13 protein-coding genes are annotated in these 14,885 nt (G+C 61.6%); 9 read left to right on the top strand and 4 right to left on the bottom strand.

Annotation, left to right across the window (positions count from 1 at the left end):
- The first annotated feature begins 91 nt into the window (after positions 1–91).
- From ACM9HJ_RS26810 to ACM9HJ_RS26795, 4 genes are all read left to right on the top strand, one after another.
- Complete coding sequence (locus tag ACM9HJ_RS26810) at positions 92–331, top strand: helix-turn-helix domain-containing protein (RefSeq protein ID WP_416574862.1); 240 nt, start codon at positions 92–94, stop codon at positions 329–331.
- The gene (locus tag ACM9HJ_RS26805; protein WP_416574861.1) at positions 331–1,647 is read left to right on the top strand and encodes a type II toxin-antitoxin system HipA family toxin; all 1,317 of its coding nucleotides are present in this window, start codon (positions 331–333) and stop codon (positions 1,645–1,647) included. The genes ACM9HJ_RS26810 and ACM9HJ_RS26805 overlap by 1 nt, the downstream gene beginning before the upstream one ends.
- 117 nt (positions 1,648–1,764) lie before the next feature.
- Complete coding sequence (locus ACM9HJ_RS26800) at positions 1,765–3,753, top strand: conjugal transfer protein TraG (protein ID WP_416574860.1); 1,989 nt, start codon at positions 1,765–1,767, stop codon at positions 3,751–3,753.
- 7 nt (positions 3,754–3,760) lie between these two features.
- Complete coding sequence (locus tag ACM9HJ_RS26795) at positions 3,761–4,171, top strand: CopG family transcriptional regulator (protein ID WP_416574859.1); 411 nt, start codon at positions 3,761–3,763, stop codon at positions 4,169–4,171.
- A gap of 195 nt (positions 4,172–4,366) precedes the next feature.
- Here ACM9HJ_RS26795 and ACM9HJ_RS26790 read toward each other — a convergent pair whose 3' ends face one another.
- Genes ACM9HJ_RS26790 through ACM9HJ_RS26775 form a run of 4 tightly spaced genes read right to left on the bottom strand, consistent with a single transcriptional unit; the run spans position 4,367 to position 9,820 of the window.
- A complete protein-coding gene (locus ACM9HJ_RS26790) occupies positions 4,367–6,004 on the bottom strand; it encodes an Eco57I restriction-modification methylase domain-containing protein (protein WP_416574858.1) in 1,638 nt (545 codons plus the stop codon).
- The gene (locus ACM9HJ_RS26785) at positions 5,979–6,587 is read right to left on the bottom strand and encodes an HNH endonuclease (protein WP_416574857.1); all 609 of its coding nucleotides are present in this window, start codon (positions 6,585–6,587) and stop codon (positions 5,979–5,981) included. The genes ACM9HJ_RS26790 and ACM9HJ_RS26785 overlap by 26 nt, the downstream gene beginning before the upstream one ends.
- Positions 6,580–7,260 carry a hypothetical protein gene (locus ACM9HJ_RS26780; protein ID WP_416574856.1) on the bottom strand — a complete coding sequence of 227 codons (681 nt, stop codon included), beginning with the start codon at positions 7,258–7,260 and terminating at the stop codon, positions 6,580–6,582. Before ACM9HJ_RS26780 ends, ACM9HJ_RS26785 begins: the two co-directional genes overlap by 8 nt.
- On the bottom strand, positions 7,253–9,820 hold the full coding sequence (locus ACM9HJ_RS26775; RefSeq protein WP_416574855.1) for an ATP-binding protein: 2,568 nt from the start codon (positions 9,818–9,820) through the stop codon (positions 7,253–7,255). Before ACM9HJ_RS26775 ends, ACM9HJ_RS26780 begins: the two co-directional genes overlap by 8 nt.
- 372 nt (positions 9,821–10,192) lie before the next feature.
- Between ACM9HJ_RS26775 and trbB the strand changes: the two genes are divergently transcribed.
- From trbB to trbJ, 5 genes are read left to right on the top strand one after another with little or no spacing between them, the layout of a single operon-like run.
- The gene (gene trbB / locus ACM9HJ_RS26770; protein ID WP_416574854.1) at positions 10,193–11,128 is read left to right on the top strand and encodes a P-type conjugative transfer ATPase TrbB; all 936 of its coding nucleotides are present in this window, start codon (positions 10,193–10,195) and stop codon (positions 11,126–11,128) included.
- The gene (locus tag ACM9HJ_RS26765; RefSeq protein WP_416574853.1) at positions 11,125–11,457 is read left to right on the top strand and encodes a TrbC/VirB2 family protein; all 333 of its coding nucleotides are present in this window, start codon (positions 11,125–11,127) and stop codon (positions 11,455–11,457) included. Before trbB ends, ACM9HJ_RS26765 begins: the two co-directional genes overlap by 4 nt.
- Positions 11,457–11,720, top strand: a complete 264-nt coding sequence (locus tag ACM9HJ_RS26760; RefSeq protein WP_292912518.1) for a VirB3 family type IV secretion system protein — start codon at positions 11,457–11,459, stop codon at positions 11,718–11,720. The genes ACM9HJ_RS26765 and ACM9HJ_RS26760 overlap by 1 nt, the downstream gene beginning before the upstream one ends.
- 10 nt (positions 11,721–11,730) lie before the next feature.
- On the top strand, positions 11,731–14,154 hold the full coding sequence (gene trbE / locus ACM9HJ_RS26755; RefSeq protein WP_416574881.1) for a conjugal transfer protein TrbE: 2,424 nt from the start codon (positions 11,731–11,733) through the stop codon (positions 14,152–14,154).
- The gene (gene trbJ / locus ACM9HJ_RS26750) at positions 14,151–14,876 is read left to right on the top strand and encodes a P-type conjugative transfer protein TrbJ (RefSeq protein WP_416574852.1); all 726 of its coding nucleotides are present in this window, start codon (positions 14,151–14,153) and stop codon (positions 14,874–14,876) included. Before trbE ends, trbJ begins: the two co-directional genes overlap by 4 nt.
- Positions 14,877–14,885: the final 9 nt, after the last annotated feature.

Here is a 14,885-nt window from a genome sequence, read left to right as displayed (position 1 = left end):
AAAAGGGTGGACATATTCTGCGTACGCAGAATGTCTGCTTGTGTTCCGCCGGAACCGGTCCAATATTCTGTGTACGCAGAATATTGGGGTCATGGCCATGCTCAAGCGCAGCCAGACAGACGTGCTGTTGCACAATACCGCCGCTGTCGGCGCGCTCATCCGCAGCCGGCGCAAGGAGCTGGCCCTGACCCAGAAGCAGCTTTCCGAGCTGACCGGTCTCAGCCTGGCCTTCGTCAACGGCATAGAGAACGGCAAGGAAACCGCCGAGATCGGCAAGGCGCTGCAACTGCTGGCGGCACTGGGCATTGATCTCCAGGGCAGGGTGCGGTGATGGCGGATCCAGCCGACACGCTCGACGTCTATCTCGGAACCCTGCCGGTCGGCACCCTGTCCGCCGATCCGCAAGGCCGGCTGGCCTTCCATTACCGGTCGGATGCTCCGCCCTTGTCCTACCGGCTGCCGGTGCGGGTCGAGCCCTATGATGACGCCGCCTGCCGGCCGTTCTTCGCGGGCCTGTTGCCGGAGGGGCCGGCATTGACCAAGGCGGCGGCGCGCAAGGGATTGCAGGTCTATGAGACGTTCCGGCTGCTGGCGGCCTATGGCGGTGAATGCGCCGGCGCCGTCCGCTTGCTGCCGCCGGGATCGCCGCCGGCCATTCCCAGCGACTATGAGCCGTTCAGCGACGAGCAGTTGGCCAATCTGGGCGAGGAGCTGCAAGGCTCGCCCAACTTCTCCGCCGACCGGCGCGTGCGCCTATCGCTGGCCGGCGCCCAGGTGAAGTCCGCCGTCGCCCTCTTCGGGGGAAGGTTCCATCGGCCCCTGGGCGGCTCGCCCTCCACACATATCGTCAAATCGTCGGACAGGCCGGAATACCATGACCTTGTCCGCAACGAGGCCTTCTGCATGGCGCTGGCCGCCCGTGCCGGCCTGGACGTGGCGGCGACCCGCATCATGGCCTTCGGCGGTCGGGAATGCCTGCTGGTCGAGCGCTATGACCGGATCGTGGAAGGGACCCTGGTCACGGAGCTGCACCAGGAGGATGTCTGCCAAGCCCTGGGTTATCCGCCGGAACGCAAGTACGAGTTCGATGACGACAGCGGCGCCCGGATCGGGCCGAGCTTCGCCGACTGCCTGGCGCTGTTGCAGACGGTGCGGGCGCCCATCCTCGCCCTGCGGGAATTCCGGCGGCGGGCCCTGTTCAATTTCCTGGTCGGCAATGCCGATGCCCATGGCAAGAACACCAGCCTGCTTTATGACCAGCCGGGGAGCGCCCCGATCCTGGCCCCGGCCTATGACATCGTCTGCACCCGGCTCTATCCGGACCTGAAGGAGGATTTCGCCATGGCCTATGGCGAGGCCCGCCGCGCGGTCGAACTGACGGCGGACAATCTGGCTAGCCTGGCACCGCCGGGGCGCGCCGCCCGCAAGGCCTTCCTGGACGACGCGCATGCCATGGCCAGCCGCATCCTGGCCCAGGCCCGGGCCCTGTGCGACGAGGCCCCCTTCAACCACGCCCCGCCCTACAGCACGATCCTCAGCTGCATCGGCGACCGTGTGCAGCTGCTGGGCGACATCCTGGGCCGGCCCATCGCCGTCGACACGCGGCCCTTCATTCTGAAGGGCGGGGGCTGGCTGCTGCCCAGCTGAGGCGTGGGGCGGTATTGCTTCGCCGGCATTCGCCAGGGCGCGATGCCTGATCGACACCCCTTGGCAGGGGTGCGCCATGGGGCTTTCCCTTATCCGGCACAGCCGGGACGGAGAACCATGTCGGGAACCCGCATCCTCTGGGGCCAGATCCTGCTCGTCCTTGCCGAGGTGCTGGCCTGCATCTGGGGCGCCACGCAATGGACGGCATGGCGCCTGGGCTTCCAGCCGCAGCTCGGCATGCCCTGGGCCGACCTGGCCGGCATACCGCTCTATCCGCCGCCGGCCTTCTTCTGGTGGTGGTACTGGTACGACGCCTATGCGCCGCGGATTTTCATGGAAGGGGCACTGATCGCCTTGTCGGGCGGATTCCTTGCCATCGGCACCGCCATCGCCCTGTCGGTCTGGCGGGCGCGGGAAGCGCGGAACGTCGAGACCTACGGCTCCGCCCGCTGGGCCACCCGGCCGGAGATCGCGGCGGCCGGCCTGCTGGGCGCCAATGGCGTCATGCTGGGGCGGTTCGAGGCCGAGTATCTGCGCCATGATGGCCCCGAGCATGTGCTGTGCTTCGCGCCGACCCGCTCCGGCAAGGGTGTGGGGCTAGTCGTGCCCACGCTGCTGGCTTGGCCCGGAAGCGCCATCGTCCATGACATCAAGGGCGAGAACTGGGAATGCACCGCCGGCTGGCGCGCCCGCTTCGGCCGGGTGCTGCGCTTCGATCCCACCGATCCGGCCAGTGCCGCCTACAACCCACTGCTGGAGGTCCGCCGCGGCGTGCAGGAGGTGCGCGACGTGCAGAATGTCGCCGACGTGCTGGTCGATCCGGAAGGCTCGCTGGAGCGCCGGAACCATTGGGAGAAGACCAGCCACAGCCTGCTGGTCGGCGCCATCCTGCATGTGCTCTATACGGGCCCCGACCGCACCCTGGCCGGTGTCGCCAACCTGCTGTCCGATCCGGGGCGCCCCATCGAGGCCACCCTGCGGGCGATGATGACCACGCCGCATCTGGATGGGCGGCCCCATACGGTGGTGGCCTCGGCGGCGCGGGAACTGCTGAACAAGTCGGACAATGAACGCTCGGGCGTGCTGTCGACCGCCATGTCCTTCCTCGGCCTCTACCGCGATCCCGTCGTGGCCCGGGTCACCAGCCGCTGCGACTGGCGCATCGCCGACCTAGTGGCCAGTGAACAGCCGACGACGCTCTATCTCGTCGTGCCGCCGTCCGACATCAGCCGGACCAAGCCGCTGGTCCGGCTGGTGCTGAACCAGATCGGCCGACGCCTGACCGAGGACCTGCATGACCGCGACCGCCGGCACCGGCTGCTGTTGATGCTGGACGAGTTTCCGGCCCTGGGACGGTTGGATTTCTTCGAGAGCGCGCTGGCCTTCATGGCTGGCTACGGGCTGAAATCCTTCCTGATCGCCCAGAGCCTGAACCAGATCGAGAAGGCCTACGGGCCCAACAACTCGATCCTGGACAATTGCCATGTCCGGGTCAGCTTTGCGACCAACGATGAACGCACGGCCAAGCGGGTGTCGGACGCGCTGGGCACTGCCACCGAGATGCGGGCGATGAAGAACTATGCCGGGCACCGGCTGTCACCCTGGCTGGGCCATCTGATGGTGTCGCGGTCGGAGACGGCGCGGCCGCTGCTGACGCCGGGTGAGGTGATGCAGCTGCCACCTGGCGAGGAGATCGTCATGGTCTCCGGCACGCCGCCTATCCGGGCCGCCAAGGTCCGGTATTACGAGGACCGGCGCCTAGTGGCGCGCGTCCTGCCGCCGCCCGCGACTGGGGCGAGCCAGGGACCGGTGCGACCCGATGATTGGAGCGGCTTGCCGCCGATCCGGCAGCCAGGCAGGGGAAGCGCCGCCGGTCATCCCGGTGACTTGCAGGATGAGGACCCGACAACCGGCGGCCTGCGCCGGGAGCCAGGGCTTGAGCCGCACGAAGACATTGTTGTGGCAGCTGCCCCGCCGGTGAACGAGTTTGACGATGGCGCCGAGGAGGCGGACGCGGACAGCAGCCGTTCCCGTGCCCTGGCACGAACCATGCGGCGATCTGCCCGGCAGGCGGCGCTGGACCCGAATGACGGCATCGACCTGTGAGGCCCGGATGAAAGCCCGCCTGTCCGTCTATCTCGACCCCGTCATCATGCGCACCCTGTCGGACTATGCGGCCCGCCGCAATCAGTCCCTGTCCCTTGTCGCCGAGGCAGCCATTGCCTCCTTCCTGTCGCCCGATGCCCCCGAGCGGCAGGAAGCGGCTGTCATCCGGCGGCTGGACCAGTTGGATCGCCGCCATCAGCGGGTCGAGCGCGATGTCGGCATCGGCATCGAGACGCTGGCCCTCTTTGTGCGCTTCTGGCTCAACAGCACACCAGCTTTGCCAGAGCCGGCGCAGACGGCGGCACGGGCAAAGGGGGCGGAACGGTATGATGCGTTCCTTGATGCGCTGGGCCGCAGATTAGCGAAGGGGCCAGCGCTGAGGCAGGAGATTGTTGAGGAGGTAGACCGCATGGGGTGATGTGAACTCACCCGTTACCACAGCAAAATTTTAACATGGCCAGTAGAGATTGCAATTGGGGCAAACAACCTGAATCAAGGCATTAAAATAGCAGTTACTTTTCTAGCTGCGCTGAGTTCTCCATCGCCAGTCGCCAGTCGCCAGTCGCCAGTCGCCAGTCGCCAGTCGCCAGTCGCCAGACCGTCATTGTAATCTTCAGGTCTTCGATTGACTGCTGTGTCTAAGGCGATGGGAACGAACTGCGGCCCACGCTTTTCGAATGCCGACTAAATCGATGTCTTTTGCTGCTGGATGCTCGCGGAGCCAGAGATCTCCAAAGTCGAGGATCACTGTAGGGTCATTGCCGGCTTCCTTGTGAAGTTTCACGAAAACCTTAAACTCCTCATCAGTCGGCTCATGATAGATGATTGGAAGACCTTTCAGCTCATTCGGGGAGAGTTCAAGAACACCTCCACCGTAGAATCTTCCATTAGTTTCGGCGAAGAGCATGGTAAGCGAATTGTAGAAAGAAAAGCATATACCACGGATCGAATACCCCTCTTTTGGACGAATGCCGTAGGCAGTATCCGTGATATAGACGCCTGCGTCGTTGAGGCAGATGCGCGGGTATCCATAGGATCGCTTGAAGAAGAATCCGGGTGCGCTTTCGACCAGGCGAACCTCATACCAGTTTTTCCGACCTCGACATTTGTATCGCTGGGGCAGTTTAGCCCTCACGCCTTCGGCAATGTATGCCTGGAGGTTCTGATCAAGGCTGTCATGATCGCCTTTGATATAGAGAAGCCTGCAGGGTTCTTGCTTCGCTAATTCTTCAAAATCTAGTTTCGAGAATATTGGTGAGCGGTTGATGATGCTTTGTTTCTTGAGAATAGGTAAGACGTGCGCTTGGAGGCCGAGGCTCTCGACTTCTTCATCTTTGAGTATGAAGAAGTTGTTGGCAGCGGTCACCACACCTGGCGCGGTGGTTGCCAAGTCTGAGAATTTCTTGAGGTCCGATTGAAGTCGCCGTAGCGTCGGCATTATCTCTGAATCGATCAGAAACGCATTCAGGTCCAACGCAAGGGGCCGATCCGGCGCAAGGCTCAAGGTATGCTCAATCGCTTTCGTCAAATCGGACATCTGCTGAACGCGCTGAACGAACAATCCCTTGCGGTTCGTTGACCCTCGCCGACCAATGAAGATGACGGCGTCTTGCTCAATCTCTGTAAATGCCTTCTGGTCCGAAATGAAAAGGTCGATACACGAAAACACTTTAAGCATTTGGTTTAACGCCGCATGACCATATGCCACAGTGATTAGCTCATAGGGCAATACGAACGCGACTACGCCATCATCGGTAATGAGCTTTGCCGAGGCTACTAGGAAAGCCGCCCAGCTGTTCTTAAGATCTGGCAGCGGGTACTCTGTAACTTCGGAAAGCCTCTTCAAAGCTGCCTTGAAGGATGCCGGAAAGTTGTGCTTCCGGATGAAGGGAGGATTGCCGACGATGAGGTCAAAGCCGGGACTCCCTGCCTCTATAGTGTTGCAGGCGAATTGAACGAAATCGTCAACATGTAGTGTGGTCGATGTTGGCCAGTATGCGGCGCTTTCGCGCAATCTATCGACAACCTCCTCATCAATATCGATTGCTAAGAGGTCGTGGTGTGGCATCAGGTTGGCGAGCTGTCCGAGGAATACCCCATCACCGGCGCTCGGCTCCAACACTCTGAGGGGGCGGCTCGGAAGGTCACTCATCGCACAACGGATGATGGCCGTAGCCACTTTGCTCGGAGTGTAGACCGCGCCAGTATGTCGAATCGCGGATCGCTTATTGTGAGACGGCACGTAGTTCATAATTTTCAATTGATTTCGTCAGTTCAAAGAAACGGTCGAGAAGGCCTGCATATTCGGGAAGCGATCTTCCACTTACCTTATATTCGTCGATTAAGTTTTGAATCTCGCCACGTTGAATTCGCATTCTACGAGCGCGCCAAAGCAGCTCATGCCGGATTAAATGAAGGCTAAGCCGTCGGATGATGTAGCGGCCGAGTTCTGTTCTGGCTACGATCCGGCCTCCGGCATCTCGTCCAAGATGGATGTCGTAGTCATCGGAACACGGATCCACAAAACCCACCGTGCCGTTATTCGGTACTTTAGGATCGTTGCCGATCCAGTGATCGGACTTGCTTACATTGCAGAACCGACAGGCGTAGACGAGGTTCGTATAGGCCAATTCCAGTTCCGGAAACCGCTTCTTCGGTGCGAAATGATCGATATGAAATGTCGACCGATCAATACGCTCATCTCCATCGCCGCAATAGCCGCATGCCTGAAGAAAGTCTAGACGAAGGTCATCGCGATATAGGGCATAGCGAACTTGAGTTGCTACTTCACGCCGAACCGGGGCTCGATGATGCATTTTGAGAAATTCAGTCATGGAGTGCACGCCGCATGTCCGCTATAAGCCTTTCAGTTTCATCAATAAGCTCAATATGTCGGATGGTTAGGTTCTCATCTTTAAGAAGATTACGCTTCACCTGCCGGGCTACTGAGTCGTCAAGGGCTATATTTCCTTCGATAGCCTCATCAAGCTCTAGAATGCGGTCGACTTGCACAGCTGTCAGAGCTTTCCGGTCGATGGATAGGAGGTCATCAAGTTCGGCTTGCCATTCGGCTAAACGAGTATGGTGACGCTCAATCTGAAGTGCGATCCTTTGCAGAAGCTGTTCCCGTCCCCCCGTAGCTGCCTTCGGGTTTTTTGAGTAAACGCGATTGACATCGTCGGCCGCCCTTAGAGCGGCATCGTCGAACGAAGTTCTAATGAAGCATGGAAATCCTGCTCTTCGGGCAAGGATAGCTTCAACGAGCGCTTCGCCATTGTAATCAACCGGCCCTGCCTCGGTAAGCTGGAAGTCAGAGACTACCGCGTCGATTCGAAGGTCTAGGAGCTTATCAACCATCCTTATCAGCGTCGTTTCAGGCGCCAAAATGTGCACTTCCTTGAACAGACCACTTTGGTAGGCATCTGTGAAAAAATCGTCCCGGGCGTCCTCGTGCTCGTCAATATAAGCGATACTCGGCAGCCTTATTGTTTCAGACGATTCAACCATGACCAATCTCCGCGCCGGTACGGTGAGTTGGAAGGCGCACAGCGAGTTTAAACCCGGGCTCCCCTAGCTTACAGCGTAGATCGACGATGCCACGATAGTCGTCAACGACATTTCGAAGCAACCACATGCCGATGCCTGTACCTCCAGGCTCGCCCAAGCTGTCATCTTTTTTTGACGTAACTCCAAATAGGAAAATATCTTCTGCAACGTTAAAATTGGGGGATAGACCAGGACCACTGTCTTGATACTCGACTTCAACCCATCCAGCCCGTGGTATGGTTGAGGAGATAATGATTTTCCGTGTCGTTTGAGCTGATGGTTTGAGGAAAGCCTCGACGGAGTTATTTATAAGGTTGTAAAATATGCTGTCGAGATCGATCTCGTGGGCTAAGACTGTAAGGTTGCCAATGGTCCGCTCACCGAGATGCAATTCTACTTTTCTGGTCGTCAGAAATTCATTCCAGTATTCTTTCAATCCCTCAAAATAGGATTGCATATCGATCAGCCGCCGTCGGCGTTTCGCAGGCGAAACAGCCGCAAGCGCAAAATCGACCCATCGGCTGACCTTCTCATCCTGACGACGCATTCGGTTCAGGACGCTTAATGGACGAGCGCGTTCAGGGACCCCGGCCAACCGCGCAGGATCTACCACAGCGTTTACCGAACTGGCTAAGCGGTCTCCCCGTGCTTCCATATCAGCTTTGATCTGCTTCAGTTCATGAGTGAACGACACTAATATTGTGCCCAATGTCGCCATGCCGCGAAGAACTTGATTATCCTCTCGGAGCGCTTCGTTCTCCTGCACTTTCGATTCCAGTGCTTCACCAATCTTATCGATATCTGAACTAACGCGCTCAGTAATTCGGGTTCCAGTCTCGCTATGCGTTTTCCGCTTTCCGCTATCCGCATCAGCTGAATCACGACGATATTGTTTAACGATCCGAAGGGCTTCAGCAACATCGGGGGGGGGCGGGTTGTCGCGGTCGTAGGCCGCGTTGAACTGGCCGAGGATATAGGAACGATCATGTTCGAACGCACCAATGAGGGCTCGCACTATCTCCCTGAACGCCCTGAACGCCCGCTCATTACGTATGCCCTCTCGGTTCGATTGATCGTCCAGTTCCGGGTTGCCTTCCTTCGTGATATAAAGTGTCCCTGCAACCTGCTGCGGAGGAACGCTCCAGCCAACCCGTGATGCGGCCACGGGGTTTCGCGCTACATGTTCACCCAAGAGCAGCCAGTCATAGGCTTGAGAGCCTGGCTCGCCATAAGGCCGAACGCGAAAGTTGTCGCGATAGAGCCGAATGCCGCCTGAGTTTTTCAGCCAAGCTCGCCGACGAGAGACATCAAAGTTTCTCTGCGGATATCGCAAAAGATTATCGGAGGATGGGTTGAGTAGCTTAAAGAAATATAGAGTAAAATCAAATGGTCCAACTTTTACATATGGAGTTTCATCTTCGTCATCTTTCAGTCGAAGAAGTTGCCTAAGATCCGTATCATATTTGTAATATCCATGATTGAAATCTTCTTTTGTAAACCCAGGCTGCTTCATTGCATCGGTATCAAAGACGCTTGCCCGAATTCTGTCAGCGTCAATTTCCTGGCGTTCAAGTTTAATTGATACTGTTCCATCGGCTTTGACGTTCGCGACCATGCGATAATCAAATTGATCGGGCGGTAGGTTATCAATAAACCCACTTTCTGCTGGAACTCGATGGTCATAGACGAAGATGTCGAAGTCAGCGCGTTCGTGAGGCGGAAGAAGGGATGCCAAGGTGTCCTTTAGCCGCAAACTATCTGTGGAATCCCAAGCATCATTGAGCAACCCGATGCGGATAGCTGTGCCCGTCTTGAACGACAAGGGTTCGGCCTTGCCGAGACGGATCGGTCGAGTTTTGGGCAAGAGACCAATCAGGCCATTGCTGTTGTAAACATCTGAAAGAGGTTGGCTTTCCATCTCCAACAGGGCTTCAACATCGGAGACGATTTTTCCTGCACCTTCGAAATCGGACCAGTCTACAAACCAATGGACGATGGAATCTGCATCGCTTTGCCCCGAGAAAAGGTCACTTTCCCGCCCTAGGCGATCGAGGGCGAAGCGCCCGATTCCTTTGGCACCCGTAACAACTCGTCCACCATTTGAGTGGCCGTTTAACTCTTTTGCGTCGGTGCCGATGACCATCCATCGCTCGTTAATGACATCGGACGACATGCCATGGCCATTATCAACGATCCACAAATCGAGGATTTCGTCGAGAGCTTCATTCAACGCCGTTCTATCGGCACTCGGCAGTCCGGTTTTTACGTGCCAACGGCGTTCAAGTTCTTCGAGCAATCTTTCCGCAGCCGGAAAGATTCCACGTAAAACCTCGAATTCCTGCTGCGTGAAGGAAGTCGGTGTCTTCCGCCAACGTGGTAGGAAGAGCACGGCGCAAACGCCAGCGTCGGCATCGTAAGCATTTTTCACCAATTCGGTGACCGCGCCGTGCGAGGTGGCGACATTCTCGCGTCCAATCAGCCGAGCGGCTCGCGCCGAAACTTTGAACGGAATCCTCGCCATCTGATGATGTCACCCTCTCCCTTAGACCGCTCATCTTCTTAATCCAGTAACTTGTTTAATGGAAGCGGTAGCCTATGAGGCCTATGGACCGTGCCAAGATCGTTGGACTCCCCAAATTCGAACAATCCACGCTTCGATCCAGGAACCATCAGTGGCCGCAGCGGCCCACGCGATCGTTTCGCATTAGGATCGGACCACCGTTCTCCTGTAATTCCACGCCGTTGTCCTACGCTCCCTTCCAGCCAGTTGCGTCCGGTGAGCGTGTGTATTTCCTAATGACCCCCTGCGCGGCCGCGCCGTGCGGCTAGCTTGTAGCCGGGGATCGAAATGCTTGCTGCTACTCCCTCCAATGCGAAGCCACGTAGCGTCCACATGCTGCATACAGCGTTTGGATCCGGCGTCGCGGGTTGGTTGGAGGACGCCGCTGTCGTCGAGGTGATGCTGAACCCGGATGGTCGACTGTGGCTGGACCGGCTGGGTGACGGGTTGATCGATACAGACTCCGAACTGTCCGCAGTTGACGGCGAGCGAATCATCCGGCTGGTCGCCCACCATGTCGGGATGGAGGTTCATGCCGAACAGCCGCGCCTGTCGGCCGAACTGCCGGGCACCGGGGAGCGCTTCGAAGGGCTGCTGCCGCCGCTGGTGGCCGCACCCACCTTCGCCATCCGTAAGCCGGCGGTTGCGCTGTTCCGGCTCAATGACTATGTCGCGGCCGGCGTCCTGTCAGCGGCGCAGGCTGACGTCTTGCGCCAATCTATAGCTTTGCGCCGGAACATCCTGGTCGCAGGCGGCACCTCGACCGGCAAGACCACCCTGGTCAACGCATTGCTGGCCGAGGAGGTGCTGGGCGGTGAGCGCATCATCCTGATCGAGGATACCCGCGAACTGCGCTGTGCCGTGCCCAACTTCGTGGCCCTACGCACGCGCGACGGCGTGGCCGCGCTGGCGGATCTGGTGCGGACGGCGCTGCGGTTGCGGCCGGATCGCATCCTCATTGGCGAGGTTCGCGGCGGCGAGGCGCTCGACCTGGTCAAGGCCTGGGGCACCGGGCATCCGGGCGGCATCGGCACGCTGCATGCCGGGTCGGCCCTGGGCGTGCTGCGGCGCCTGGAGCAGCTTATCCAGGAAGCCACCGTCACCGTCCCCAGGGCACTGGTCGCCGAGACCATCGACCTGATCGCCGTCCTGGCCGGCCGGGGAACGGCACGCCGGCTGGTCGAACTGCGGGAGGTCCGTGGCCTGTCTGCCAGCGGTGAATATGTCCTCGTCGATGCCGTCACCGCCAATCCGGGAGAAGGATCATGATCCGTTGCATCTTCGCTTCGTTGCGCCAGTCCTTACTGGCGGCCGGGATGGCCGGCGTCACGCTGCTGGCGGCCCTGCCGGCACAGGCGGCCGGTTCCTCCATGCCGTGGGAGGCGCCGCTGCAATCGGTGCTGCTGTCCATCGAAGGGCCGGTCGCCAAGATCATCGCCGTCATCATCATTATCACCACGGGCCTGACCCTGGCCTTCGGCGACACGTCGGGCGGCTTCCGGCGGCTGGTGCAGATCGTCTTCGGGCTCTCCATCGCCTTCGCCGCCTCCAGCTTCTTCCTGTCCTTCTTCTCCTTCGCGGGCGGGGCGCTGGTCTGATGGAGGAACCCGTGCCCGGCTTCTACGCGCCTGTGCATCGGGCGCTGACCGAGCCGATCCTGCTGGCCGGCGTCCCGCGCGCCGTGGCCATCGCCAATGGCACGCTGGCGGCCGCCGTCGGACTCGGCCTGCGGCTGTGGCTGGTGGGGCTGCTGCTCTGGCTGCTGGGTCATGCCCTTGCCGCCTGGGCCTGCCGGCATGACGCGCAGTTCATGGAGGTCGCCCGCCGGCACCTGCGGCTGCCACCCTGGTTCCGAGCGTGAGGGGGCGATGATGATGCACCTCGCCGAATACCGCACCCGCGCTACCGCCCTGGTCGACTACCTGCCCTGGGCCGCCCTGGTGGCTCCCGGCGTGGTGCTGAACAAGGATGGCAGTTTCCAGCGCACGGCCCGCTTCCGCGGCCCGGACCTGGACAGCGCCGAGCCGGCCGAGCTGGTTGCCGCCAGCGCCCGGCTGAACAATGCGCTGCGCCGGCTGGGATCGGGCTGGGCCCTCTTCGTCGAGGCGGCGCGGCAGCCGGTGGAGGCCTATCCGGAGAGCCGCTTTCCCGACCCGGCCTCGGCGCTGGTCGAGGCGGAGCGCCGTGCCCTCTTCGAACAGGCCGGCGATCATTTCGAGAGCGCCTGTTTCCTGACCCTGCTGTGGCTGCCGCCAGCGGAGCAGACGACCCGGGCGGAATCCTGGCTCTATGAGGGGCGCGAACGGCGGGGTGCCGATCCACGGGCGATGCTGGACCTGTTCATTGACCACACCGACCGGCTGCTGAAGCTGGTCGAGAGCTTCATGGAAGAGGCCGCGTGGCTGGATGATGCCGGGACGTTGACCTATCTCCACGCCTGCATCTCCACTCGCCGCCAGCAGGTACGGGTGCCGGAGGTGCCGATGCACCTGGACGCCCTGCTGGCCGACGAGCCGCTGACGGGTGGGCTGGAACCAAGATTGGGAGCGGCGCATCTGCGGGTGCTGACTGTTATGGGTTTCCCGACCGCGACCTTTCCCGGCATCCTCGATGACCTGAACCGGTTGGCCTTTCCCTGTCGCTGGTCGACCCGCGCCATCCTGCTGGACCGTGTTGAGGCCACACGGCTGCTGACCCGCATCCGCCGGCAATGGTTCGCCAAGCGCAAGAGCCTTGCCGCCATCCTGAAGGAGGTGATGACCAGCGAGGCGTCGGTGCTGCTGGACAGCGATGCCCAGAACAAGGCCCTGGACGCCGATGCCGCCCTCCAGGAACTGGGATCGGGCGAGGCGGAGCAAGCCTATGTCACGGCCACGGTCACCGTCTGGGATACCGATGCCGCTGCCGCCGACGAGAAGCTGCGGCTGGTGGAGAAGGCCATCCAGGCCCGCGACTTCACCTGCATCCGGGAACGGATGAACGCGGTGGAGGCCTGGCTCGGCAGCCTGCCGGGCCAGGCCTATGCCAATGTCCGCCAGCCACCGCTCTCCACCCTGAACCTCGCCCACATCATCCCGCTGTCGGCGGTCTGGGCCGGGCCGGCGCGGGATGGGCACCTGGACGGACCACCCTTGTTCCTGGCCCGCACCGACGGCGCCACGCCCTTCCGCTTCGTGCTGCATGTTGGTGATGTCGGCCATCTGCTGCTGGTGGGTCCGACAGGGGCCGGCAAGTCGGTGCTGCTGGCGTTGATGGCCATGCAGTTCCGTCGCTATCCGGGAGCGCAGATATTCGCCTTCGATTTCGGCGGCTCGATCCGCGCCGCCACCCTGGCCATGGGCGGCGACTGGCACGATCTCGGTGGCCGGCTGTCGGAGGAGGCCGCGCTGTCCCTGCAACCGCTGCCCCGGATCGACGAGGCGGCAGAACGGGCCTGGGCCGCCGGCTGGATTGAGCAGATTCTGCGTCAGGAAGGCATCGCTGTCGATCCCGCCGCGCGCGAGTATGTCTGGTCGGCCCTGGCCTCGCTGGCCTCGGCGCCGCCGGCACAGCGGACCCTGACCGGGCTGGCGGCCCTCCTGCAATCGGCACCGCTGAAGCAGGCGCTGCGCCCCTATTGCCTGGGTGGCGCCCATGGCCGGCTGCTGGATGCCGAGGCCGAGCATCCGGGCATCGCCGATGTCCAGGCCTTCGAGACCGAGGGGCTGATCGGCACGTCCGCCGCCCTGCCGGTGCTGACCTATCTGTTCCACCGCATCGAGGCCCGGCTGGACGGGCGTCCGACCCTGCTGATCATCGATGAGGGCTGGCTGGTGCTAGAGGAGGAAGGCTTCGCCCGCCAGTTGCGCGAATGGCTGAAGACCCTGCGCAAGAAGAATGCCGCCGTGATCTTCGCCACGCAGTCCCTGGCCGATATCGAGCGCAGTCCCATCGCGCCGGTGCTGATCGAAAGCTGCCCGACACGGCTGTTCCTGCCCAACGAGCGGGCGCTGGAGCCGCAGGTCGCCGGCATCTATCGCCGTTTCGGGCTGAACACCCGGCAGGTCGGCATCATCGCCGAGGCCACGCCCAAGCGGGATTATTACTGCCAGTCGCCCCGGGGCAACCGGCTGTTCGAGCTGGCGCTGGGCGAGGTGGCCCTGGCCTTCACGGCGGTCTCGTCCAGGACCGACCAGGCGGCCATCACCGAGACGCTGGCCCGTCAGGACAAGGCCGGTTTCGCGGCGGCCTGGCTGCGCCGGCGTGGTCTCGGCTGGGCCGCCGACCTGCTGGCCGATGGGGAGGACGCATCATGAGAGTTTGTCACCGCTGGCTGGCCGCCGCTGCCGTCTCGCTGGCGCTGGGCGCGAAGGCATCCGGCCTCACCGTCTACGACCCCAGCAACCATGCCCAGAACCTGTTGCAGGCGGCCCGTGCCCTGGAACAGATCCACAACCAGGTGGCAGCGCTGCGCAACCAGGCGCAGATGCTGCTGAACCAGTCCCGGCATCTGGCCGGCCTGCCGCTGTCGCTGCAAACCGACATTGACGGCACCTTCGCCCGCATCCAGGGGCTGCTGCACCGCGCCAACGGCATCGCCTACAATGTCGAGACGCTGGAGCAGCAATTCGCGGAAACCTATCCCGACCGCATCGATCCGGCCCTGCCGGATGCGCAGCTGCTGGCCGATGCCCGTCACCGCTGGGACCTGTCGCTGACCGGATACCGCCAGTCCCTGACTGTCGGGGCCGGTGCCGTGGAGAACCTGGCGACCGTGCAGGCCCGCACCAGCACCTTGGTCGATGCCAGCCAGTCGGCCATCGGCGGCCTGCAGGCGGCGCAGGCTGGTAACCAGCTGCTAGCCGTGCAGTCGCAGCAGCTGGCCGACCTCACGGCCCTGCTGGCGGCCGATGCGCGGGCCGACGCCCTGGCGCAGGCCCGGCTGGCGAGCGACGCGCTCCAGGCACGGGAACAGTATCGGCGCTTCCGGCAGATCGAACCCTATCAGCCCCAGCCCGTCCGCATGTTCACCGAATGAGGGAGGCCA

It is taken from the genome of Niveispirillum sp. KHB5.9 (assembly GCF_048066115.1).
In the GTDB taxonomy this organism is placed as follows: Bacteria; Pseudomonadota; Alphaproteobacteria; order Azospirillales; family Azospirillaceae; genus Niveispirillum.
This window is presented reverse-complemented; position numbering and strand designations above follow the sequence as displayed.